This is a genomic window from Pelomicrobium sp. (assembly GCF_036803785.1).
Classification (GTDB): domain Bacteria; phylum Pseudomonadota; class Gammaproteobacteria; order Burkholderiales; family UBA6910; genus Pelomicrobium.
The window spans coordinates 1-22,477 of sequence record NZ_DAIRTR010000039.1; the positions used below are offsets into that span (position 1 = coordinate 1).

The 22,477-nt window shown below is 64.3% G+C and carries 21 protein-coding genes and 1 pseudogene; 15 read left to right on the forward strand and 7 right to left on the reverse strand.

Annotation, left to right across the window (positions count from 1 at the left end; translation table 11 throughout):
* Positions 1-199: 199 nt before the first annotated feature.
* The 4 genes and pseudogenes from V7Q81_RS06555 to V7Q81_RS16090 all read left to right on the forward strand — a co-directional run.
* Complete coding sequence (locus V7Q81_RS06555) at positions 200-907, forward strand: multidrug transporter (protein ID WP_333841139.1); 708 nt, start codon at positions 200-202, stop codon at positions 905-907.
* Between the two features lie 93 nt (positions 908-1,000).
* A complete protein-coding gene (locus tag V7Q81_RS06560; protein ID WP_333841140.1) occupies positions 1,001-1,324 on the forward strand; it encodes a methyltransferase family protein in 324 nt (107 codons plus the stop codon).
* Between the two features lie 15 nt (positions 1,325-1,339).
* Positions 1,340-2,020: a methyltransferase gene (locus tag V7Q81_RS06565; RefSeq protein ID WP_333841176.1), complete on the forward strand. Its 681-nt coding sequence runs from the start codon at positions 1,340-1,342 to the stop codon at positions 2,018-2,020.
* A gap of 820 nt (positions 2,021-2,840) precedes the next feature.
* A pseudogene (locus tag V7Q81_RS16090) lies at positions 2,841-3,355 on the forward strand (transposase); the annotation flags it as partial.
* Between the two features lie 1,773 nt (positions 3,356-5,128).
* Here the strand turns inward: V7Q81_RS16090 and pip are convergent.
* A complete protein-coding gene (gene pip / locus V7Q81_RS06570) occupies positions 5,129-6,043 on the reverse strand; it encodes a prolyl aminopeptidase (protein WP_442954779.1) in 915 nt (304 codons plus the stop codon).
* A 168-nt stretch (positions 6,044-6,211) separates the two neighbouring features.
* Positions 6,212-6,457, reverse strand: a complete 246-nt coding sequence (locus V7Q81_RS06575) for a hypothetical protein (protein ID WP_333841142.1) — start codon at positions 6,455-6,457, stop codon at positions 6,212-6,214.
* A gap of 212 nt (positions 6,458-6,669) precedes the next feature.
* On the opposite strand from V7Q81_RS06575, the gene V7Q81_RS06580 reads away from it, so the two are divergent.
* The 7 genes from V7Q81_RS06580 (at position 6,670) to V7Q81_RS06610 (ending at position 13,207) form a co-directional block, all read left to right on the forward strand.
* Entirely contained in the window at positions 6,670-7,296 is a 627-nt protein-coding gene (locus tag V7Q81_RS06580) for a CoA pyrophosphatase (protein ID WP_333841179.1), read from the forward strand.
* A 347-nt stretch (positions 7,297-7,643) separates the two neighbouring features.
* On the forward strand, positions 7,644-8,102 hold the full coding sequence (locus tag V7Q81_RS06585) for a (2Fe-2S)-binding protein (protein WP_333841143.1): 459 nt from the start codon (positions 7,644-7,646) through the stop codon (positions 8,100-8,102).
* Between the two features lies 1 nt (position 8,103).
* Positions 8,104-10,284, forward strand: coding sequence for a xanthine dehydrogenase family protein molybdopterin-binding subunit (locus tag V7Q81_RS06590; protein WP_333841145.1), 2,181 nt, complete (start codon positions 8,104-8,106; stop codon positions 10,282-10,284).
* 1 nt (position 10,285) lies between these two features.
* Entirely contained in the window at positions 10,286-11,281 is a 996-nt protein-coding gene (locus V7Q81_RS06595) for an XdhC family protein (protein ID WP_333841147.1), read from the forward strand.
* Complete coding sequence (locus V7Q81_RS06600) at positions 11,274-11,840, forward strand: nucleotidyltransferase family protein (protein ID WP_333841149.1); 567 nt, start codon at positions 11,274-11,276, stop codon at positions 11,838-11,840. Before V7Q81_RS06595 ends, V7Q81_RS06600 begins: the two co-directional genes overlap by 8 nt.
* A gap of 175 nt (positions 11,841-12,015) precedes the next feature.
* Positions 12,016-12,519 carry a GreA/GreB family elongation factor gene (locus V7Q81_RS06605; RefSeq protein ID WP_333841150.1) on the forward strand — a complete coding sequence of 168 codons (504 nt, stop codon included), beginning with the start codon at positions 12,016-12,018 and terminating at the stop codon, positions 12,517-12,519.
* Between the two features lie 187 nt (positions 12,520-12,706).
* Positions 12,707-13,207: a hypothetical protein gene (locus V7Q81_RS06610; protein ID WP_333841152.1), complete on the forward strand. Its 501-nt coding sequence runs from the start codon at positions 12,707-12,709 to the stop codon at positions 13,205-13,207.
* A 21-nt stretch (positions 13,208-13,228) separates the two neighbouring features.
* On the opposite strand, the gene V7Q81_RS06615 is transcribed toward V7Q81_RS06610, so the two are convergent.
* A complete protein-coding gene (locus V7Q81_RS06615) occupies positions 13,229-13,636 on the reverse strand; it encodes a cytochrome P460 family protein (protein WP_333841153.1) in 408 nt (135 codons plus the stop codon).
* A 214-nt stretch (positions 13,637-13,850) separates the two neighbouring features.
* Between V7Q81_RS06615 and V7Q81_RS06620 the strand changes: the two genes are divergently transcribed.
* The gene (locus tag V7Q81_RS06620) at positions 13,851-14,159 is read left to right on the forward strand and encodes a winged helix-turn-helix transcriptional regulator (protein ID WP_333841156.1); all 309 of its coding nucleotides are present in this window, start codon (positions 13,851-13,853) and stop codon (positions 14,157-14,159) included.
* Positions 14,160-14,170: 11 nt separating this feature from the next.
* Here V7Q81_RS06620 and V7Q81_RS06625 read toward each other — a convergent pair whose 3' ends face one another.
* Together V7Q81_RS06625 and V7Q81_RS06630 are read right to left on the reverse strand one after the other, a co-directional pair.
* Entirely contained in the window at positions 14,171-15,319 is a 1,149-nt protein-coding gene (locus V7Q81_RS06625) for an AI-2E family transporter (RefSeq protein ID WP_333841159.1), read from the reverse strand.
* Positions 15,320-15,431: 112 nt separating this feature from the next.
* Positions 15,432-16,208 (reverse strand): DUF2189 domain-containing protein, encoded by a 777-nt coding sequence (locus V7Q81_RS06630; protein WP_333841161.1) that lies wholly within the window; start codon positions 16,206-16,208, stop codon positions 15,432-15,434.
* A gap of 223 nt (positions 16,209-16,431) precedes the next feature.
* Here V7Q81_RS06630 and rocD point away from each other — a divergent pair, with 223 nt between their 5' ends.
* Positions 16,432-18,540, forward strand: a complete 2,109-nt coding sequence (gene rocD, locus V7Q81_RS06635) for an ornithine--oxo-acid transaminase (protein WP_333841164.1) — start codon at positions 16,432-16,434, stop codon at positions 18,538-18,540.
* Between the two features lie 48 nt (positions 18,541-18,588).
* On the forward strand, positions 18,589-20,133 hold the full coding sequence (gene amaB, locus V7Q81_RS06640; RefSeq protein WP_333841167.1) for an L-piperidine-6-carboxylate dehydrogenase: 1,545 nt from the start codon (positions 18,589-18,591) through the stop codon (positions 20,131-20,133).
* A gap of 25 nt (positions 20,134-20,158) precedes the next feature.
* Here amaB and V7Q81_RS06645 read toward each other — a convergent pair whose 3' ends face one another.
* Positions 20,159-20,710: a DUF6806 family protein gene (locus tag V7Q81_RS06645; protein WP_333841169.1), complete on the reverse strand. Its 552-nt coding sequence runs from the start codon at positions 20,708-20,710 to the stop codon at positions 20,159-20,161.
* 168 nt (positions 20,711-20,878) lie between these two features.
* On the opposite strand from V7Q81_RS06645, the gene V7Q81_RS06650 reads away from it, so the two are divergent.
* The gene (locus tag V7Q81_RS06650) at positions 20,879-21,805 is read left to right on the forward strand and encodes a CobD/CbiB family protein (RefSeq protein WP_333841172.1); all 927 of its coding nucleotides are present in this window, start codon (positions 20,879-20,881) and stop codon (positions 21,803-21,805) included.
* Between the two features lie 24 nt (positions 21,806-21,829).
* On the opposite strand, the gene rsgA is transcribed toward V7Q81_RS06650, so the two are convergent.
* On the reverse strand, positions 21,830-22,477 hold a 648-nt coding region (gene rsgA / locus V7Q81_RS06655; protein WP_333841174.1), incomplete at its 5' end, for a ribosome small subunit-dependent GTPase A.

Below are 22,477 nucleotides of genomic sequence, written 5' to 3' on the forward strand. Positions count from 1 at the left end.
AGTGCCAAGACGCTGTCCTTCAGACAAGTAAACAGGAGGCTTGTTCAGAGATTCCCTAGCAATCGGTTGCTGCGGACAGCGCTCTCCGCTCGGACGTGACCAGCTCTATCCCGTCGGCCGGGAAGTACGACGGCAAGCGGCACTACGTACCGCACGCAACCGCTTTCCACCTGCAACGCTAGGCCACCACACCATAAAGATGACCACCAACCATATATCACTGAATCCGTCTGGCATTGCTCGTATACTAGGAACAGTGGCGCTTTTTTTAGTTCTTGCCAGCATCGGAGCACAGTTCTCAAAATTCTCGTTTGGGCATGACCATCTTAAAGGACTCGTTCCCCTCTTCTACATCGACGCCGAGCGGAATATCCCGACCTATTTCTCTGTGTTGCTAATGCTCTTCGCGGCGTTGCTTCTTGCAGTCATCGCCGTGCTCAATGGGAAACAAGGGGCTCCTCATGCGTCGAAATGGGCGGTTCTTTCGTTCGGGTTCCTATTCATGGCATTCGATGAGGCGTTTCAGGTTCACGAGAGGCTGACTGTACCGGTTAGAGAGTTTTTGGGCGATGGCAAACTTGGGATCTTCTATTTCGCCTGGATCATTCCTGGCATCGCACTTGTACTCATTCTTGGGTTGTTTTTTCTTAGATTCTTGTTGCATCTTTCTACGACAACGAGACTCAGGTTCTTGATGGCTGCGAGTCTCTACATCGGTGGAGCCATCGGCGTCGAGCTGATCGAGGGTCGCTATGCTGAATTACATGGACAGCAGAATTGGATGTACAGCATGATTGCGGTTGCTGAGGAAAGTTTCGAAATGGCGGGTCTTATTGTTTTCATCTGGGCGCTTATGAAATATTGCGCAGACAACTACAAAGAAGTGCGATTCCGGTTTGAGGCCTAACAAGCCGCTGTGACCAACCGCTATTTCGCTACGCTCCTTGCTGCTTGTGAGCTTTATCGCAGGGTGGCATCCAAAAGCCGCAGGAGGAACGCGGTGAACGAATCACACCACTTGGTCATGGACATTCTCTTTGGGAGATGGCGTAGCCAGATTCTCTACGCCGGCGTCAAATTGGGAGTCTTCAACACTTTATCTGCCGGGCCCAAGAGGGCTGATGATGTAGCCTCCGAGTTCAACCTCAACCGGCCACTCACCTACCCGCTACTACGTGCCCTCGCCAGTCTGGGGCTGCTGAGCGAGGCTGCAGACTGCTCGTTCTCGCTCACGCCTTCCGGCGAATTCTTGCGGGCCGATCACCCGCAGACCCTGCGGGGCATCGTGCTCCTGGAGGATGGGCCGGAGCATTACGCCGTTTAGAAGCATCTGTGTACGATTGTTCGTGAGGGCGGAGCGGATGGTTTCGTACGGGAGTTCGGCCGCCCGATTTTCGTCCATGCTGTCGAGGATCTCAGCTACGGTGCCGTATTCGGCGAGGCGATGAGCAGTCTCTCGCGCAGCGAAACGGCCATGGTACTGGAGGCTCTGGCGGCGTACGACTTCTCCGGCCTCTCCCACGTGTGCGATATCGGGGGCGGACATGGCCATCTGCTCTGTAGCTTACTGGCCAAGCTGCCTCATTTGCGGGGCACGGTGTACGAACTGCCGAGCGTCATCGAGCAAAGAGACGTGCTTTGGGCGGAGAAGATGAACGTCGAGAACCGCTGTGAATTTGTAGCCGGCGACATGTTCGGAGAGGTCCCCACAGCCGACGCGTATCTCCTCAAGCACATTCTCCATGACTGGAACGACGCAGACTGTGTGCGGATCCTCTCGAACATCTCCGAGGCTGGGACCCGCAATGTGCGCGTCTTCGTCGCCGAGTACGTGGTGCCTGGGCCGCAGACTCCCCATTTCGCGAATCTCTTCGACATCCATATGATGTGTACGACGGGCGGCCGGGAGCGCACGGAGCAAGAGTACGCCGCGCTCTTTGCGCGCGCCGGGTGGGCCTACCGCACCACGTGGTATCCGCCTTCGAGGCGCATGGGCGTGGTGGAGGCGGCAAAAGCGTAATTTCCTGCGGAGGGGACCACCTGATGACCCCGTGAGTCAGGTGTGCAACCATCCTACCGTCTTGCTGCGCCGCCAAGTTGGTTGATCAAGCTGACGCTCGTCCTTGGGCTCGCCGCTTATCGAGCAGCCGTTGGACGGCCGGGCCCCATGCCTCATTTCCTGCCCTCCGTCGCCGTCTGGCCGGAGCAGACTTTCGCGCACTGTCTCGGCCGTGGGTGTCGTGGTCCGTGGATCGGTCTTCGCCCATCTCCAGCCGCTGCGCTTCGCTTGGTCTTTGGCCTTGTCGTAAGACCGAAGTTTTTCAAGTTCCTCGTCCGCCGCATTGCCTTCCTACGCCGGGCGGGGGTTTTTGGCACCAGCACTCTTGCCGGCCTTATCGTCTAACATCGCGCTCCAGCTCCAGAAAGGCGCCTCGCTCGCGCCCAGGCTTGCGCCGCTGCGCTTGGGCGCTCCGTATCAAACGTGTAGGGGAGCATGCCGCAACAGATCTGTTTGAGAGTGCATGGTCATGGAGAGGTAGGGGGAGAGCTCGTGATGCCCGCTTCGCCAATATGAAGAACGCATAAGAATGCGTTTGCCGTATTTGAGGAATAGTAGACGGGATGCGCCGTGCCATGCGCTCTCACTCTTCTATCGCTTTCCCACCCCTTATGAGTCGAGCTATAACCGAATCTGATGTACGACGATGAGTTGAGGAGGGCGGCGTGACCTGCTGGAATTCGATTGTCGAAGTCGATTTCAACAACCCACAAAGAGTCACGCCCCCATGGGAAAGGATACGGTAGGCGAGCTGCGCAGACCAGAGTAGGGACGGGATCTTTTGACAGCGATGCTTTGGGGGGGTGAACAACGGCTGGTTATGCAGGCCGTGTAAGCCGAGTTCGAGGAGTTTCTGGAGCGCTTTGCCGGCAAGCAGCACCGAAGACGGGCATGCTGCGGTGGTGCGCAACGGCTTTCAGCCCGAGCACTCGGTGCTCACGGGGCTCGGGTCGGTTGCGGTGCGCATTCCGAAGGCGCGCTCCAGGACCGAGGCGCGGGCGGCATTTCGCTCGCGGCTCGTGCCGCCGTACGTGCGTCGGGCAAAGTCGCTGTATGCGGCGCTGCCGTGGTTGTACCTGCACGGCATTTCCACCGGCGACATGCACGAGGCGCTCGTGGGCGCCCAGGCCGCGGGGTTGTCGGCACCGGTCGTAGCGCGCCTGAAGAGCCGCTGGAGCGCGGAGCATCAGGCTTCGCGCCGAAGCCGAGCGGCTGTGCGCCCTGGGGGTGATCGGGGTAAACGAGCGCGGGCAGAAGAAGTTCCTTGCGATCGAGGATGGCGTTCGCGAATCCGTCTAGGGCTGGCGCGAGGCGCTCCTGGGGCTCAGGCGCCAGGGCCTGGTAATCCCGCCGCGGCTGGCGGCTATAACTACGTCCTCGCTATCAGACCTCTACGAGATGAAGCAAGAAAGACAGGTGGCATCTGGGTCTTTTACAACAATCCCCACCCGTTCTGCTACACGTATATGATTCCGGGAGATTGGGTTGCGGCGCGGAAACCCAATGCCTATTGCTCGAGAGATGGCCGGGCCTTAGCGGACGTGCAGTTCTGGCCTCCCAGGGATCTTGAGGGCATGGGAGGCGAGACGCGGGTGGAGCGAGCGAAGAACTTCATTACTCAGGTACACGAAAGGCTTTGAAGCAGCGCATGGCGGGCGTCCGCATGACGGGTGTCGAGCTCATGCCGTTTGAATCAGCCAGACCAGGCACGTGGAAGTGGGCGGTCGGGCCGCTCGTCCAAGGGGAATAGGAGATTATCTTTCCAACGAAGATCGTCGTCGATCTGAGTCCAAATGCGGTCGTGCAAATCACCGTCTCAGGAACCGCGGACGATGACGATTTGGCCCGGCAAGTCATCGAGTCGCTCAGGACCACCTCGGATCCCGGATGCTACTGGCAGCTCCTAGAAGACCTGCTGAAGTCCCCTCTCGGGGATCGCTGAGACCACGAAAAGTTCGCGCGGAAAGGACAAACGCCGGCTGACCACAGGGGGAGCGATAGCACGCTCTTCTTCCAGAGCGCGAGGGGTTCCCGTTGCGGGGAGTTGTTCATGGCGGCATGGGCGGCACAGACAAAACGCTCTGCTGGGCCTCGGGGACAGAACTCCCTCGGCAGCAAAAGGAGGTCCGGCGAAGCGAGGCTCTCGCACCCACTCGGTTCGGCCAGACCACCACTGCCTTTCCTTGACCGGGCAGGGGGGATTGGGCGTTCGAGGCAATCGGTCAGTCCTGCCATCAAGCAGTGCATGCACGCATCGCGGGCAACCGTGGAGCAGTGCCGAAGCTGGGCGTCTTGTCATGCTGTTTGTCGGAGACGGCAACTCCCACGATCCGAAGGCGGCTTCCGTTGTTGTCCACGACCGGAAGGTCGGACAAGAATGTCGTAAAGGCGCTCGGAACTTTCGCCGCTGCTTGGCCGGATGGGTCCTGCATGGGGGATGGCGGCAGGTTGCGATGGTGTCGTTTTGTCGGCCGTGTCCGGCGAAACCGGGAGAGCTCCTTTGTGGGATCGAGGCGTTTGAGCAGTACGGGGTTGCGATAACGCGCCATCTTTGATCAGGCCACAGGGCATAAACCACTGTGGCTTCTCTTCAAGTTTGCGGTGGGGCCTTGGTGATCGCATGCCCCACCGCCTTGGAATTCGACAAAGACGAGCGTTCGAGGGCGAGCCTGGACCATCGTCGATTGCTCCCAAGACCACTTCAGCGACGCTCCCCCAAGGGGCGCTCGCCCAGGGGGATCCGCACTTTCTACAGAAGCACCACGTTTTTCCTGGGAGGATTCGAGGCGCCGGACAAAGCCCTCATCCGAAACCCGCTGGGATTGCCCTGGCGTGACGATGCCCCAGGTCGCACAAGCCGTTTCGTAGGACTTTTCATCGTAATAGAGCAGCGACCATTGCCAACGAATTCGAGGGCGCCGGTGACTTTAGGACTCCACGGTTCCGCAGGGGCAACTGCCCTTGATCGGCATAGGCAAAGCTTGAGTCTGTTCGAGTGAAGCCTAACCGGCCTGGCGCGGATCTACGCACCGTGCCGACTTCTTTCTCGAGGAATATCCGGGTCCAGCCTCATCGTCTTGCGGAATCGGATCGCTTGAAGCGTTCCATGGCCTTCACCAGCTCTGCTCGGATTCCCGGCTCCCAGGCGGAATGGCCGGCGTCGGGAACCACGACGTACTGGGCCTCGGGCCAGGCGCGGGCGAGCTCATCCGCAGTGACGATGGGGCAGACCGCATCGTAGCGGCCTTGCACGATTACTCCTGGGATCGAGCGGATGCGCTCCACGTTGCGCAGCAGGGCATTCTCGGGCAGGAAGATCCGGTGGACGAAGTAGTGGGCCTCTATCCGAGCGAGGCCTAGGGCTACCGTGTCGGCGGCGAAATAGTCCACCGTTTCTTGGCTGGGAAGGAGGGTGGAGCAGGAACCCTCATACACGCTCCAGGTCCGGGCGGCGGGCATGTGGACCGCGGGGTCGGGATCGGTAAGGCGCCGGTAGTAGGCAGCGAGCAGGTCGTTGCGTTCGGGTGGCGGGATGAACTCAGCGAAAGTGCGCCAGGCTTCAGGAAAGAAATTGCGCACACCATGGAGAAACCAGTCGATCTCGGAGGGGCGGCAGAGGAAGATGCCCCGCAGGATCAATCCCAGGCAGCGCTCGGGATGGGCTTCCGCATAGGCGATGGCGAGGGTGGAGCCCCAGGAACCCCCGAACACGAACCAGCGCTCGATACCCAGGAACTGTCTGAGCTTTTCCAGGTCCTGGATCAGAAGGGGCGTTGTGTTGTCCTTGAGCTCGCCCAAAGGCGTGGAGCGGCCGGCGCCCCGCTGGTCGTAGACGATGATCCGGTAATGGGCGGGGTCGAAAAAGCGGCGGTGATTAGGGACCGAGCCGGCTCCAGGGCCGCCGTGCAGGAACACCACCGGGACTCCGTCGGGTCTGCCCGACTGCTCCCAGTACATGGTGTGCACCTCGTCCAGAGGCAACATGCCGGAAGCGTAGGGGGCGAGGTCGGGGTAGAGCTCGGTGCGCAGTCGCTCGGCATTCACGCTGTCCACAGGGAGGCCTCCAAGGATGGGTTTTTTATCGCCAGCCAGGATAAGAAAACCGCCGGCGGATCCCGGCGGTCTCGGGGGAAAAAGCAGAAGACAGGGCAATCAGATGCCCAGGAGCTTTTTGGCTTTGGCCAGGGTATCCACGGATTCCTGATGTTTGCCCGCCTTGTGCAGCTTTTCCCCTTCCTCCCGGTATTTCTTGACCTCGGCCATCTGCGCCGCCGAAAGCTTGGGATTTTTAGCCAAGGCTTCGTCGATGGCTTTCATGTCCGCAGGACAATGGAAGGCAAAGGCGTTGGCGCTGGCGAGGGCAAGGCCCAGAGCAACGATCAAGGGCTTGAATTTCATGGAAGTCTCCTTCTTGTTTAAAAAACGAACGAGGACGGGGGAGGGCGCCCGCTTTTGTCAAGTTGAACCGACAGGCGCTTCGCCTCCTGCCGGTTCACGAGGGCACGCAACGAGAGCGCCGACCCCTCGCGCGGGTTCCTGCTCCGCATTATAGTAAACAGGGCTAAAGGAGGATTTAGTCCCTGGCTTTGCCCATTCCCTTGCTTCTTTCCATGGACGGGACGACGCCCATTGCCTCGTTGATCTTGACGCCTCAGGCGATCGCCGAACGGCTGGCGGCTGCTCGGGCCCGGACCGATTGGATTCCCGGGGATACGCCGGAGTCGGCGCGTCAGGGTAATGGCACCCTGATCCCTGCAGCGGTACTGATCCCTCTCGTGCACCAGGAAAGGGGACTTACGGTGCTCCTCACCCAGCGCACCGCCCATTTGAACGACCATGCCGGGCAGATCAGCTTTCCCGGTGGGCGGGTCGAACCGGGCGACGCAACGCCCGAGATGACGGCCCTACGGGAAGCCGAAGAGGAGGTGGGCCTGCCGAGGGAGCGGGTTCGGATCCTCGGACGCCTAGCCGATTACCATACGGTAACCGGTTTCGCCGTGACGCCGGTGGTAGGCTATGTCGTGCCGCCTTTTTCCCTTCATCCCGATCCCTTCGAGGTGGCGGAGGTGTTCGAGGTCCCCCTCGAGTTCTTGATGAACCCGGAGAACCATCAGCGCCATACGTCTTCCTACCGGGGCAGGCAGCGCAGCTATTACGCCATGCCTTACGAGGGACGCTTCATCTGGGGCGCCACTGCCGGCATGATCGTCAATCTCTACCGAGCCCTCATGGCCTAATCGGCCGGGCCCGTCACGGGAAGCGGCCGGGATGAATCCGTGGAGAAAGCCTACGATGGCGATGTCGGCCCTCTTTCCCGATCCCCGGGCGGAGCACTCGGGGGGTCCCGGCCGAGGCAAGCCCGCCTCTTTGGTGGGTGAAGCGGCTGACTGGCGGGCATGGTAGCTGCCCCTGGCCGGACCAGGCCGCGGATTGGGCGCGATGGCACATCACGCCCAGGGTGGAGGGCATCGTGCGGCTCCCCGTCATGCCGCGGAACCCCCGGATGCCGGCGTGGGTGTTTAATTGCCTCGCACGAGCTTGTGGACTCGCAGAGACAAAACGTTATTTCTGACAGGAGCTTGCCATGATCGCTCTGACGGTGAACGGTAGGCGGCGCAGCGTGCAAGTGGATCCCTCTACCCCCCTGCTCTGGGTGCTTCGCGATCACTTAGGCCTCACCGGTACCAAGTACGGCTGCGGCGTGGCGCTATGCGGTGCTTGCACCGTGCACGTGGAGGGGGAACCCACCCGCTCGTGCTCGACGCCGGTATCTGCGGTGGCCGGCAAGAGGATCACCACCATCGAAGGGCTGTCGCGCAACGGCGACCATCCGGTGCAGAAGGCCTGGATCGCGCTGGACGTCCCCCAATGCGGTTATTGCCAGTCCGGGCAAATCATGAGCGCAGTGGCGCTGCTTGCGAAACACCCGAAGCCCACCGACGCCCAGATCGACGAAGCGATGCGCGGCAATCTCTGCCGCTGCGGCACCTATCCGCGCATCCGCGCTGCGATCAAACGCGCCGCCGGCATCCAGGAGACCTGACATGAGCGAGCCCCAAAGCCTCGAGCGGCGTGTTTTCCTCAAAGGCTCCGCGGCCCTCGCTGGCAGCCTAATCATCGGCTTCCACCTTCCGACGAGGGGAGCGCGGGCTGCGCAAAGCGCGGATGCAGCCACTGGCGGGACTTTCGCGCCCAACGCGTTCCTGCGCATCGCCCCCGACAACACCGTCACCGTCATCGTTAAACACCTAGAGATGGGGCAGGGAGTGTACACGGGGCTTCCGACCCTGCTCGCCGAGGAGCTGGAAGTGGATTGGAAGCAGGTGCGAGTGGAGGCGGCACCGGCCGACGTGGCCCGCTACGCCAATCTGGCCTGGGGCGGCGCGGCCCAGGGTACCGGTGGCAGCACCAGCCTGGCCAATTCCTGGGAGCAGCTACGCCGTGCGGGCGCCATGGCGCGGCAGATGCTGATCACGGCAGCGGCTCAGACCTGGAACGTGGGGGCCGGGGGACTCAAGGCAGAGAAGGGCTTCGTGATCGATCCGCAGAGCGGACGGCGCCTGTCCTATGGCGAGCTGACGGCAAAGGCGGCGAGCCTGCCTCCGCCCACCGACGTGAAGCTCAAGACCCCTTCCCAGTGGAGACTGATCGGCCGATCCGTGCCCCGCAAGGACAGCCCCGAGAAGGTGAACGGCGCGGCTGTCTTTGCCGTGGACGTGAAGCTTCCCGGAATGCTCACCGCCGTCGTGGCGCGCCCACCTCGTTTTGGCGGGAGGGTAAAGCGCTTCGACGCGCAGAAAGCGAAGGCCATGCCCGGAGTGAAGGCGGTGGTGGAAATCCCCCAGGGGGTGGCCGTGGTGGCGACAGACTTCTGGTCGGCGCTCCAGGCACGTAACGCCCTCGTTATCGAATGGGACGAGACCCGCGCCTTTACCGGCGGGAGCGAAGAGCTCTTTCGCCGCTATGCCGAACTCGCCCAGCAGCCCGGTACGGTGGCGCGCAAGGAGGGAAATGCAGAGGCAGCGCTGGATTCCGCGGCCAGGCGGCTTGGGGCCACTTTCGAGTTCCCGTTTCTCGCCCACGCGCCTATGGAGCCATTGAGCTCAGTGGTGCGGCTGACCGATGAAGTGTGCGAAGTGTGGGCGGGTTCCCAGTTGCAAACCCTGGATCAGGCTGTGGCTGCGCGCATCGCGGGGCTACCGCCGGAGCGGGTCAGGATCCATACGCTGCTCGCCGGCGGCTCCTTCGGCCGCCATGCGAATCCGACCGCAGACTACATCGCCGAGGGTGTGGCGGTGGCGGCAGCGACCCGTGCGCTTGGGGCGCCCATCCGGCTCATGTGGACCCGGGAGGACGACATTCGAGGCGGCTACTACCGGCCTCTCTACGTGCACCGGATCACGGCTGGGCTCGATACCGCCGGACGTCCCGTGGCGTGGCTGCAGCGCATCGTGGGCCAGTCTATCCTCAAAGGTACTCCCTTTGAAGGGATGATGAAGGACGGCATCGATCCCACCTCGGTGGAGGGTGCCACCAACTTGCCCTATACCATTCCCCACCTCCAGGTGGAGCTCCACACCGTGGACATCGGCGTGCCAGTGCTGTGGTGGCGCAGCGTGGGCAGTACCCACACTGCTTTTTCCACGGAGGTGATGATGGACATGCTGGCCCACGCTGCCGGACAAGATCCGGTGGCTTTCCGCCTGGAGCTGCTGGCAAAGCATCCGCGCCATGCCGGTGTGCTCAAGCTCGCCGCGGAAAAAGCGGGCTGGGGTCGTGCCCTGCCGAGGAACCGGGGCCAGGGCGTGGCGGTGCACGAGTCGTTCCATTCCTTCGTGGCCCAGGTGGCCGAGGTCACGGTGAGGGACGAGGGAACGTTTTCGGTGGATCGGGTGGTATGCGCGGTGGACTGCGGGGTGGCCGTCAACCCGGATGTGGTACGAGCCCAGATGGAGTCGGGTATCGTGTTCGGGCTGTCAGCAGCGCTGTACGGCGCCATCACCCTCAAAGACGGGACTGTGGTCCAGTCCAACTTCAGCGACTACCCGGTGCTGAGGCTCGATGAGACACCGAAGATCGAAGTGCACATCGTGAAGAGCGAGGCGCCGCCCACCGGCGTAGGCGAGCCGGGTGTGCCACCTATTGCCCCGGCGGTGGCAAACGCCCTTTTTGCCGCCACCGGCAAGTGGCTGACCAAGCTGCCCCTGCGGCTCAAGGAGCGCTGAGATGGACTCGGTGGATTTAGAAGTGCTGCGCACGGCAGTGCACTGGCTAGCCGAAGGACGGCGTGTGGCCCTGGTCACGGTGGTGCGCACTTGGGGGTCGAGCCCGCGCCCCGTGGGGGCCCTCGCGGCTTTCGACGAGCGGGGAGGCGTTGTCGGCTCGGTCTCCGGAGGCTGTGTGGAGGACGATTTGCTTACCCGGTTCACGGGAGGCTTTCCCGTGCGTCCGGAACTCGTCCGCTATGGCCTCACGCACGGCGAGGCGGCCCGTTTCGGGCTTCCCTGTGGTGGGACCCTGGAGCTCGTGGTCGAGCCGCTCCATTCGGTGCAGGCCCTCGCCCCGGTGCTGGAGGCCCTGGAGGCCCGCTGCTCCATCGCGCGCCGGCTGGAGCTCGCGACGGGAAAAGCCGTGATCATGCCCGCCGCCGAAGACGGCCCCCTTACCTTCGATGGGCGGGAGCTCACTCGCGTCTTCGGGCCCTCCTGGCGGATGTTGCTGATCGGCGCGGGGCAGCTCTCCCGCTATCTCGCCGAGTTTGCTCTGGCGTTGGACTACCGGGTGTTGGTGTGCGACCCGCGGGAAGAGTACGCGCAACGATGGCGCGTGGCCGGGACGGAACTCTTGCCCGGGATGCCTGATGACGTGGTGGAGGCGCTTATTCCCGACGAGCGCACGGTGATCGTGGCCCTGACCCACGACCCGAAGCTGGATGACATGGCCCTCATGGCGGCGCTCAAGTCCAAGGCATTCTACGTGGGGGCGCTGGGGAGCCGAGCCAACAACGCCCGGCGCCGGAAACGGCTCAAAATGCTAGGCTTGGCGGGAGACGAGGTGGCCAGACTCCGGGGACCGGTGGGCCTCCCCCTGGGAGCCCGCACGCCCCCGGAGATCGCAGTGGCCATCTTGGCGGAGCTTACCGCATTGCGCCACGGCGTCCGGCTCGCGGGTTATGAGGCTTCCGAGGCGGTTTACCTCCAGGACGTGGCCGTCTGTGATTAACGGCGTGCTCCTGGCGGCGGGTCGCGCAACCCGCTACGGTACCGACAAGCTCCTCGTGCCGCTGGCGGACGGGGTCCCCATGGCAGTGGCGACCCTGAGGGGCCTCCTGCCCGTGGTGCATCGGGTCTTCGCCGTGGTGCGCCCCGGCTGCGGCCGGCTCGCTGGCCTCCTCATGAAAGAGGGGGCGCTGCTGACCGTTTTCCCCGGGGCGGATCGAGGCATGGGCGCAAGTCTCGCCTGGGGTGTGGGCGTGCTCCCAGAGCACACCGAGGGTATCCTTGTGGCCTTGGCGGACATGCCCTTCGTCCTTCCCGATTCCTATCGCCAAGTGGCGTGCGCGCTGCACGGCGGTGCCCTCGTTGCCGCGCCGTCTTATCATGGCGAACGGGGACATCCGGTGGGCTTTTCCATGCGGTTACGCACCGAGCTGGAAGCGTTGAGCGGTGACGAAGGCGCTCGTCGCCTGATTACCCGGCATCGGCAAGCCCTGGTACGGGTGGATGTGGACGATCCCGGCGTTCTTCGGGACATTGACCGGCCGGCGGATCTGCAGCGTTAGCTCCACTGGAGCGGACGGCTGAGGAGGACCCCAGGAAAGACAAATCTGATAAAACTGGTGGCTGGCCCCGGGGTCTGACATGCGGGCCGGGGAATCCGGCGCGAGATTTCGCTATACTGAACAGGTAGGCTTGGCGAATGGGCGGGCTCGATTCCCGGGGATTTTAGGAGGATCGATGAGTCAGGCATTTCTGAAGGAACAGGACGACAGCGTTCTGGCCAACCAGTTGCCGGACCGGCCGCAGAGCGAGCATCCCAACTACGTGACCCGGGAGGGGCTCGAGCGGCTGCACGCCATGGTTCGCGACCTCCAGGAGCGCCGCGCTGCGCTGGAGGGACAGGTGGACGATCCCCATAGGCAGCAAGAGCTCGCTCAGGTCGAACGGGACCTGCGCTACTATCAAGGGCGCATCGAAAAAGCAGTGGTGGTCGACCTGTCCAAGCAGCCAGCAGACGAGGTCCACTTTGGGGCCATCGTCGAAGTAGAAGATGAAAACGGGGAGCGCCACACTTTTACCATCGTGGGAGAGGACGAAGCCGATGTCACCAAGAACCGGGTAAGCTGGGTCTCTCCCCTGGCCCGGGCCATGCTGGGCGCCAAGGTTGGGGACACGGTGACATGGCAACGGCCTGCGGGCAATCTCGAGTTGGAAATCGTGACCATCCGTTATCCGGAGTGAGCCCTTGCTGCCCCGGCCTAGGGGGGTGAGGGCGCTCGCCCCGAGGGTTTCCGGCGGCTGTCGGCCACGGGGATCGGCGCTGGCGAGCGCGAACCCGCGGTAAACGTTTGCCGCAGGTTCTTGCCCCGGCAGGCTCAGCCCAAGTCGGCAGAAGAGAGCGGTGTCAACCACGACGAGGGGAGGCGTCATGGCGGCCAGCTTCACGTCTGAGACCGTTTTTGCCAAGACCGAAAAGGGCCGCGTCGAAGTGGCGACGCGCCAGGCGGGTCTCGATGCCAAGACCCGCATGCTGCTCATCATGTTGGACGGCCAGATTTCCCTTGGACAACTGGCACGGAGGCTCGCCCATCTGGGCGATCTGGGCCCCTACGTGGAAAAGCTCCTCGCCCTGGAGCTTGTGGCGCCGGTCGACGGGGCAGGCCAGCCGGCGGCGAAGCCGACTGGAGTCCAGGGGCGGGGGGAGGCGGCACCGGAAGCGCCTCTGGAGGTGGCGCGCCGGGAGGCTTTGCGTCGGCTCCATGAACTCCTGGGACCCGATGCCGATCTGTTCGCTCCAAGCCTGGAGGCGGCGGCTTCCGCGACCGGGTTGCTGGCCGACGTGCAGCGGGTCGCCGAGGTGGTGCGAAACGTGGCGGGCAAAGGTAAAGCCGAGGATTACGTAAACCAAGTCCGACGCCATCTCGAATGAGGGTTCCGGCGCCCGCCCCTTTCAGGGCCGCAACTGGCTGAAGACGTAGTCCTTGTCCTTTTGCGCCGTGTGGCAGGCGTAGCACGCCGCTTCCGCCTTATTTCCCACCGCGCGCTCCGTTTTGGAATCCCCCTTGAAGCCTTCAAAGCCCCACCCGCCCGTCTTGGCGAACTTTTTCGAATCCTTATGCATTACGCCCACGACTTTGCGCGGCCCCTCGGTGATCGCGTTGTCGGCGTTCTTGGCTTCCAGAAGATCGAAGACGATCACCGCGCCATCGGGGAATCGTCCCTTCCGGTAACCTTCCAGCGCTTTTTTGTTGGCGTAGAGATGATGGATTCCGCCGAAGGCCTCGTAGAGCGGATGACCGGGGTTAATCACCATGCTTTTGACATGATGCCAGTCCCGGTAGCCCTCGGGGTAGGGCACTTGGGCCTCGCTTTGGGCAAGGGCGCTTGGGGCGAGAAGACACAGCGTAAGGAATACCACAGCACGCATGATTGCCTCCGTTTGGACTCCCGTGATGAAATCGTGAGGGCTCCCAATGTAGCAGTCGAACGGCCGCCAGAAAAAGCGGGCACAAAACGGTAAGCTCCTCACTTTTCGGTGTATTTTTCTGACAATGAAGGGGAAAAAGAACACCGTGACTTCCCGGCCGCGCGTGGCCGCGATGGTGGAAGAGGTGATCGGCTGCAAATGGTCCCTCACGGTCCTCTCCCTCGTGCGCCAGGGAGTGCGCCGTCCCGGGGCCCTGGAGCACGCCGTGCCGGGCCTGTCGGCCAAGGTGCTCAACGAGCGGCTGAAGAAACTGACCCGCTACGGGGTGCTGCAGAGAATCAGCTACCCAGAAATCCCGCCGCGGGTGGAGTATTCGCTGACCCCCTTCGGCGAGCGCTTTGCTGGCATCCTGGATCAGATCCGCCGACTGGAAGACGAACTGAACGGGGAGTAACCACCGCCCGTTCAGGGCCCTTTATTGCCGTCAGTGGAACTTGACGCCGCCGCGGAAGCAGGGGGCTCCAGCGGCCCAGCTTCGGCGGAGCGGGGGCCGGCATCGAAGGCGAGCACGTCCTTGCGATACATCTCGAAGACAATCACGAACACCGCCAGCACCAGGGGGCCCACCACCAGGCCGAAAAAGCCGAAGGCGGCGAGCCCGCCCAGCGCGCCCAAGGTCATGAGGGAGAAGGGCAATCCGGTGCGGCCGCTGATCAAGAGCGGGCGCAGGAAGTTATCCGCCGAGCCCACCACCAAGGCGCACCAGCCAGCCAGGATCAGGCTATCCACGACCTGCCCGGTGGCGAGCAGATAGATGACCGCCGGCACCCACACCAGCATGGTGCCCACCACGGGAACCAGGGCGGCGATGGCGGTCAAGGTGCCCAGCAGCACCGGCGATCCGAGCCCCACCAGCCAGTAGGCAAGGCCCGCCAGTAACCCCTGGATGGAGGCGGTCACTAGGATGCCGATCACTACGGCCGAGACCACGTTTTCTACAGTGTCGTGGATCACCCGCTTGCGTTCCTCGCCGATCGGCAGCGCAGACCAGAAGCCCTGGGTGAGCTTGGCTCCGTCCCGATAGAGGAAGAAGAGGGCGATCAACACCAGAAGCAACTGGAGCACGAAGAGCGCCACCTGCTTGGCGGCGCCGGTCAGGGAGTCGAACAGCAACCGCAGCAGGTGCTGGCCGCTCTGTATTGCCGCCTCCTTGAGGTTGATGTCGTACAGCGCTACCAACTCGTTTGCCCTGGCCACCACGGGGGCCACCCAGGGATGATGGAGCACTTCGTCGATGGCGAGTTTGCGCTCTTCTGCGCTCCAGCGGCCGATGGATTCCTGGGCGTGTCCGATCTCCTGGACCAGGGTAAGGCCGATAAAGACCCCAGGTACCACCAAGATCAGGAACACCATAAGGGTTGTGAGGGCGGAGACCCAGGTCTCGCCCAGGGGCAGGCGCTTCCTCAACCGGTCGTATACGGGATAGGTGGCGATGGCGATCACCGCCGCCCAGCCGAGAGCCGGCAGGAACGGACGCAGGACCAGGTAAAGGGCATACAGAAAGCCGAGCAGGGCTGTGTAGGCCAAGAGGGCGAAGAAGACTCTGCGATCCATGGCGGCCGCTCATAGTACACGTAAACGCCGCCCCCGTGGCCGGAGCCGATGACCGGCCGTCGGCCGGCATCGCCCTATCTTGGCCTGTGCCTGGATGGGTAGGGACGGTGGTTCAGTCAGTGTCCACCAGGTCTTTGTAGGCGTGCCAGGTGGCGTGACCCACCAAGGGCATGGTGACGATGAGCCCGATGAACAGGGTGAGGAGTCCGATGCCCACCAGCGCGACGATGAGGGCGGCCCACAGGGCCATCGCCGGGACGTTGCGCGCGCACACGCGCACGCTGGTCACCACGGCGGTGGCGGTGTCCACCTTCCGGTCCAGCATGAGAGGGATCGACACTGCGCTGATGGCGAATACCGCCACGGCGAGCACAGCGCCGAACAGCAGATAAGCTGCCACGAACCCCAGGTACTCTGGCGAGAACAGGCGGCTCGCCAAGATTTCAAGCGAAGGCAGGTCACCGCCGTGGAAGAAGAGCGCAAACAGGATGGCCGACAGACGCTCCCAGGAGATGAGGATGAAGGCGAGCAGAAACCCGAACAGGCCGATCGACTGGGGGTTTTCCCGCCAGGCGAGAATCGAGTCGGCGAGGCTTGCTCCTTCTCCCCGCTCCAGGCGCCGGCTGATCTGGTAGAGCCCGATGGCCAGGAACGGGCCCACCAGGAAGAAGCCCGAGACCATGGCAGTGAAAAGATAGGGCCGGTACCAGGCGAACATGAAAATGGCATAGCCGCCCAGGGCGAAGAGGATCCCATAGGCCAGGCTCGAGAGAGAGGCGGCTTGCAAGTCCTGCCACCCGGCGGCGAGCCAGCGCAACGGGCGCCCTCGCTCGACACTGCGGACGCGGACGGCCTCAAAGCCACAGGTGTGACCACTGATGTGCTCCATCTCCTTCTCCTTTTTGTATCGACGCGTACGGGCTCTCGGTGCAATCCATTTCTTTGCTCGCCAACCACCCTGCCAGCCCTTCACGGCCGTTTATGAGCCCCCCGGCGAGCGCCCACTTCTCTATTTAGCCCACGGATGGCGCTTTGTTAAGGCTCGGCAGGGGAAACGAACGCTCGCCGCGGTCGAAGTTCTAAGCTTAAGGATAAAGCAAAGAAGGCAAGCGATGAAACGCTCCGATTCCGAGAAGTGGCCTCTGATCGATCTGATCGGCTATGCCTCGGGGCTCGGCGCGCGGGACGCAGGCTGCGCCGAAGGCCCGGCAGCGCTGCGGGCGTTGATGGGCGAATGCCATGCCCAAGCCCGCTGGCGGACCCTCTTGTCTGCCGGGCTCGGATCCCAGGACACGGCGCGGGAAGTTGCCCGTCTGGGGGCGCGCCTTGCGGAGGAAGTGAGCGCCTGCCTGGCGGAGGGCGTCTTTCCCGTCGTGGTGGGGGGAGACCACAGCTGCGCCGTGGGGACTTGGAGCGGCGCATGGCGGGCGCTCGCCGGCCGGGGACCTCTGGGCCTTGTCTGGATCGATGCTCATTTGGATGCCCACACGCCCGAGACCTCGCCGAGCGGGGCTCTCCACGGCATGCCCCTCGCCTGCCTGTTGGGTTACGGCGACCCTGCTCTCACCGGCTGCGGCGGCCCCGGTCCCAAGCTGGACCCCGCCCACGTGTGCCTGGTGGGCGCGCGCAGCTTCGAGCCCGAAGAGGCGGCGCTTCTCCTGCACTTGGGCGTGCGCGTCTTCAGCATGGCAGAAGTCAGGCGCCGGGGTCTGGAGGAGGTGCTGGAGGAAGCGCTGTCCATCTGCGGTCGCGGTAGTGCGGGATTTGGCCTGTCGGTGGACTTGGATGCCTTCGAACCCGAGGAAGCCCCCGGCGTGGGCACGCCTGCGCCGGGGGGCCTGAAGGCGAAAGAGGCGGTGGAGGCGCTTTCCCGGATCGCGGAGGACCCCCGCCTGATCGCCTTGGAGGTAGCCGAGCTCAATCCGACTCTGGATCTTGATGGCCGCACGGTGCGACTGGCGCAACGGCTCATCGCCGCTGTCGTGGAGGGACGGCAGCGGGCGTCGCGTCCGTGGATCGAGGTGGAAAAGCGCTGGGGCGCGCGCAACTACGATCCGCTGCCTGTGGTGATCACGCGAGGCGAGGGCGTCTATGTGTGGGACGATCAGGGCCGCCGCTACTTGGACATGCTGGGCGCCTACTCGGCAGTGAGCCATGGCCACGCCCATCCCCGGCTTGTGAGGGCCCTGGAGCGTCAGGCGCGGCGGCTCGCAGTCACCTCCCGGGCGGTCCACAACGACCAGCTACCGAGGCTGCTGGAGCGCTTGTGCCAGGTATTCGGGTTCGACCGGGCGCTGCCGGTGAACACCGGCCTGGAGGCGGTGGAGACTGCCCTCAAGGCGGCGCGGCGCTGGGCTTACCGGGTGAAGGGGGTGCCGCCCGAGGAGGCGGAGATCATCGCGGCCCGCGGCAATTTCCACGGCCGCTCCATCGCCATCGTTGCCCTGTCCTCGGAACCGGAGTACCGGGACGGCTTCGGCCCCTTCCCACCCGGAGCCGTGCTGGTGCCCTACGGAGACGCGGATGCCCTGGAAGAGGCGATCACGCCTCGCACCGCGGCCTTCCTGGTGGAGCCGGTGCAAGGGGAGGGGGGGATCGTGATGCCGCCCGCAGGCTATCTTGCCCGATGCGCGGAAATCTGCCGCCGTCACCGGGTACTGCTGATCTGTGACGAGGTGCAAACGGGGCTCGGGCGCACGGGGCGGCTGCTCGCTTGCCAGCACGAAGCGGTACAGCCTGACGGGATCGTGCTGGGCAAGGCCCTGGGCGGCGGGCTCGTGCCGGTATCCGCCTTCCTTGCCCGGGAGGAGGTCATGGGGGTCTTTACCCCGGGCAGCCACGGCAGCACCTTCGGCGGCAATCCCCTGGCGGCAGCGGTGGCGCTAGAGGCACTGGACGTGGTGCTCGAGGAACGCTTTGCCGAGCGGGCGCAAGTGCTGGGCGAGCGGCTCCTGGCAGGGCTGCAGGCGATCGACAGCCCCCTCATCCGGGAAGTGCGGGGGCGAGGGCTGCTGGTGGGCATCGAGGTCGATCCCGCGCGGGTGGACGCCCGCACCCTGTGCTTGGATCTCTTGGCGCGGGGCATTCTGACGCTGGATACCCACAAGACCGTACTGCGCTTCGCCCCGCCCCTGGTGATCGACGCGGAGAAAATCGACTGGGCAGTGGCCCAGGTGCGGGAAGCATTCGAGAGTCGGCAGAGCGCGCGCCGGGTGGCCTAGCCGCACGACCGGCTGGAAGGGGGTCAAACACGCCGGGAGGTATCGGTCATGGAAACGGTGCTGCGTCGTCTTGGTATCGAGCCCGCCAATCCGGCGGGCTATTGCGCCCCAGCTACTTGGCTTGCGGGGGCAGAGCCGTTCCCATCCCATAATCCCGCCACCGGGGAGCCCATCGCGACTGTGGGCGCCTGCACGCCCGCAGACTACGAGACGGTGATCGCCGGAAGCTGTAGGGTCCAACGGGAGTGGTGCCGGGTGCCAGCGCCCAAGCGCGGGGAAGTGATCCGGGCCATCGGCGACGTACTGCGGGCCGAAAAGGATGCCCTCGGCACCCTGGTGTCTCTGGAGACGGGCAAGATCAAGCAGGAGGGGGACGGCGAGGTGCAGGAGATGATTGACATCGCCGACTTCGCCGTGGGCCAGTCCCGCATGCTCTACGGCCGCACCATGCCTTCGGAGCGCGCCCAGCACCGCATGTTCGAGCAGTGGCACCCCCTGGGCCTGGTGGGAGTGATCACCGCCTTCAACTTTCCTGTGGCCGTGTGGGCGTGGAACGCCTTCCTAAGCGCCGTGTGCGGCAACGTGACCGTGTGGAAGCCTTCACCCAAGGCACCCTTGAGCGCTCTGGCCGTGCAGCGCCTGGTCAACCAAGTGCTTGCGCGTTTCGGCTATGACGGCGTCTTTACCCTTCTGATCGATTCGGGCACCGCGGTAGCCGAACGGCTGGCGGCCGACCCGCGGATCAACTTGCTCTCTTTCACCGGTTCGAGCGCCGTGGGCCGGCGCGTGGCCCAGGCAGTGGCGGCGCGGATGGGCAAGTGCCTGCTCGAGTGCTCCGGCAACAACGCCGTGATCGTGGATGAGACCGCTGACCTCAAGCTGGCCATTCCGGCCATCGTCTTCGGCGCGGTGGGCACCGCGGGACAGCGCTGCACCACCACCCGCCGGCTAATCGTCCATGCCTCCCGGCTCGAGGAGGTAATAGCCCGCCTGATCGACGCCTATCGGCAGGTGCGGATCGGCGATCCCCTGGATCCCACCACCCTCATGGGGCCCCTGATCGACGGGGCGGCCGTGGAGCGGTTCCGCGCCACCCTGGCCGAAATCCGGGCCGTGGGGGGAGAGGTGCTCTACGGCGGCGAGGTATTGCCAGGCCCTGGCTTTTATGTCCAGCCCACTCTCGTTCGGGCGGAAAATCACTGGCCCGTGGTCCAGCGGGAGACCTTTGCCCCCATTCTCTATGTGATTATCTTTCGCAGCTTGGAGGAGGCGATCCAGCTCAACAACGGCGTTCCCCAGGGGCTTTCCTCGGCGCTTTTCACCGCCGACTTGCGACGGGCGGAACAGTTCCTCTCGGCCGAAGGTAGTGACTGCGGCATCGCCAACGTCAACCTGGGCACCTCAGGGGCCGAAATCGGTGGGGCATTCGGGGGCGAGAAGGAGACCGGTGGCGGGCGCGAAGCGGGCTCCGACGCCTGGAAGGCCTACATGCGGCGCCAAACCAACACCATCAACTGGGGATCGGCCCTGCCCCTCGCCCAGGGGATTCGCTTCGAATTGGGAGAAGGCGGGACGGGAGGGGAGCTTCCGTGACGCCGCGGCAGTATCCGCGGAGGCTTCAGTGCAGATGCTTACGTCCTGGCGGCACCGAGGGCAGAGGTGACTCCAGGGTGGGCGCAGCCTCCTTACCCTGTCGCCACTGGCGACGAAAAAGCTCGTTCACCAAGGCCACCACTTCGTTCACCGCCGCCTCGTCGAAATGGCGCGCGAGCAGCCCCGCCACGTCTTCCACCATGCGCCGGCGCTGGGCCTCGTGGACCGCTTCGGGGGTAGGACCAACGAAGATGAGCCGGGTCTCGTCGTTGCCGTTCTCGTGGTAGTAGGTGAGCTCCAGCTCGCCGGCCTGCTCGGTGAGGGGCCCCAGCAGCTCAACCGTCTCCTCCAGTTTCTGTTCGAAGGTGCGCCCCACGGCGCCGGTCCAGCAGATTTCCAGAACCCCGTCCCGGGCGTGGTAGACGATGCCCGGCTGGTCCGGCTCCAAGCTCTTCGCTTCCTCCATGCGCTCCACGTCGAGATACTCAAGCCACGGGCGCAGGGCCGCCTCCACCTGACGGCGAGTGACGCCCTCGCAGAGATAGAGGCTGCCGTGGACGTGAACCTCGGTACGCATGCCCGAACTCCTTGGGAGTCAAGGAAAATGATGGTCCAATGATACCACGGGGCCCGGCCGGGGTCAGTCTGGAGAGCACCGGATGGTGTGGGGCCACCGCGCCGTGCCCCCGTGACTGCCCCCTCGAGACGTTCTAACATATCGGCGGACCGTTCCTTCCGCCTTCCCGTGACCCTGGCCTCATTGTTGGCAGCCCTGCTGCTCGATTACTGGCGCCCCCTCCATCGGGATCATCCCCTTGGCTCCCTCTTTACCCGCTATGTGGGTTTCCTCGAGCAGCAATTCAACGGCGGCGAGCGCCATCAGGCCGTGGTGGCGTGGGTCCTCGCGGTTCTGCCGGTGCTCCTCGTGGTTGGTATCGTTTACGCCCTGCTCGCCCAATTGAGCGGGCTGCTCGCCTGGGCGTGGAACGTGCTGGTGCTCTACCTCACGGTGAGCCTGCAGCAGGCAAGCCGCGCCCTGACCGAGGTCGAGCAGGCGCTGAGGCACTCTGACGAGGCTGAAGCGCGGGAGCGGCTGGAGCGCTGGCGGGGGGAGACGACCTCCGATCTCAGCCCCGGGGAGGTGGCGCGTCTTGCCATCGAGCAAGGGTTGCTGGACGCTCATCGCGGCGCCCTGGGGGCGATCTTCTGGTTCGTGGTGCTGCCCGGACCCATGGGCGCAGTGCTCTACCGACTCGCCGCCCTGATTGAACAGCGCTGGAGCCGCGTCCATGGGCCCGAAGAACGGGCCGCCTTCGCCGGGTTCGCTGCGCAAGCGTTTCACCTTCTGGACTGGCTCCCGGCGCGCCTCACCGCGGGCAGCTTCGCCATCGTCGGCGATTTCGAAGACGCCGTCTATTGCTGGCAGCGCCAAGCGTCCACATGGCTCAACCGCAACGAGGGTATCGTGCTGGCGAGCGGCGCGGGAGCATTGGGAGTGCGGCTGGGGGAGCCCTATCGCCGTTACGGCGAACTCCTCTATCGCCCCGAGCTGGGAGTCGGGGACGAGGCCGATCCCGACATGGTGGCCAGTGCCCGGCTGATGGTCTGGCGGGTGGTCATCCTGTGGGGCTGTGTCCTGGCGCTGATCGCGCTCGCTCGCTGGTTCGGTTGAAGGCGAAAGGGACGCTCCCCGCGTTTAGGCGTAGAGTCTTCTGTCCAGCCGCTCGCGTACCAGGCTCTCATAGATCGCCAGCCGCCGCGGGTTGATGTCACCCCGCGCTGCTGCGGCGCGCACCGCGCAGTTGGGCTCTTCCAGGTGGCGGCAGTCGTTGAACCGGCAGCTGCCCAGATAGGGGCGAAATTCGGGAAAGGCGGCGGCCAGGGTCGGTGGCTCCAGGTGGGAGAGCCCGAATGCCTGCATGCCTGGAGCGTCGATGAGGTCGCTGCCCGGCCCCAGGTGATAGAGCCGGGCGTGGGTGGTGGTGTGGCGGCCGGCGTCCAGGGCCTGGGAGATCTCTCTCGTGACGGCCCGGGCGCCAGGAACCAGGGCGTTCACGAGGGTCGACTTTCCCGTTCCCGAGGGACCCACCAGAACCGTCACCCGGCCCTCCAGATAAGGACTTAAGGGAGAGGCGTCCTGCTGGGCCGAGAGGGGGACCACGGGATAGCCCAGCGTCTCATACAGGGCAAGCCGGGAGCGCAGGCGCGCCGCATCCTCTCCCAGGTCGATCTTGTTGAGTGCGATCACCGATGGGATGGCCGCGGCCTCCGCGGCCACCAGGCAGCGGTTGAGTAGCCCTTCGTTAAAGGGCGGCCGGGGGGCGACCACCACCAGCACCTGGGT

Excerpts from the sequence above, each read along its gene's own strand:
- V7Q81_RS06555 (WP_333841139.1), top strand. The coding sequence starts at position 200 with ATGACCACCAACCATATATCACTGAATCCGTCTGGCATTGCTCGTATA.
- pip (WP_442954779.1), bottom strand. The coding sequence starts at position 6,043 with ATGTTGCCTCTGGACGAGGTGCACACCATGTACTGGGAGCAGTCGGGC.
- V7Q81_RS06575 (WP_333841142.1), bottom strand. The coding sequence starts at position 6,457 with ATGAAATTCAAGCCCTTGATCGTTGCTCTGGGCCTTGCCCTCGCCAGC.
- V7Q81_RS06580 (WP_333841179.1), top strand. The coding sequence starts at position 6,670 with ATGGACGGGACGACGCCCATTGCCTCGTTGATCTTGACGCCTCAGGCG.
- V7Q81_RS06585 (WP_333841143.1), top strand. The coding sequence starts at position 7,644 with ATGATCGCTCTGACGGTGAACGGTAGGCGGCGCAGCGTGCAAGTGGAT.
- V7Q81_RS06590 (WP_333841145.1), top strand. The coding sequence starts at position 8,104 with ATGAGCGAGCCCCAAAGCCTCGAGCGGCGTGTTTTCCTCAAAGGCTCC.
- V7Q81_RS06595 (WP_333841147.1), top strand. The coding sequence starts at position 10,286 with ATGGACTCGGTGGATTTAGAAGTGCTGCGCACGGCAGTGCACTGGCTA.
- V7Q81_RS06605 (WP_333841150.1), top strand. The coding sequence starts at position 12,016 with ATGAGTCAGGCATTTCTGAAGGAACAGGACGACAGCGTTCTGGCCAAC.
- V7Q81_RS06610 (WP_333841152.1), top strand. The coding sequence starts at position 12,707 with ATGGCGGCCAGCTTCACGTCTGAGACCGTTTTTGCCAAGACCGAAAAG.
- V7Q81_RS06625 (WP_333841159.1), bottom strand. The coding sequence starts at position 15,319 with ATGGATCGCAGAGTCTTCTTCGCCCTCTTGGCCTACACAGCCCTGCTC.
- V7Q81_RS06630 (WP_333841161.1), bottom strand. The coding sequence starts at position 16,208 with ATGGAGCACATCAGTGGTCACACCTGTGGCTTTGAGGCCGTCCGCGTC.
- rocD (WP_333841164.1), top strand. The coding sequence starts at position 16,432 with ATGAAACGCTCCGATTCCGAGAAGTGGCCTCTGATCGATCTGATCGGC.
- amaB (WP_333841167.1), top strand. The coding sequence starts at position 18,589 with ATGGAAACGGTGCTGCGTCGTCTTGGTATCGAGCCCGCCAATCCGGCG.
- V7Q81_RS06645 (WP_333841169.1), bottom strand. The coding sequence starts at position 20,710 with ATGCGTACCGAGGTTCACGTCCACGGCAGCCTCTATCTCTGCGAGGGC.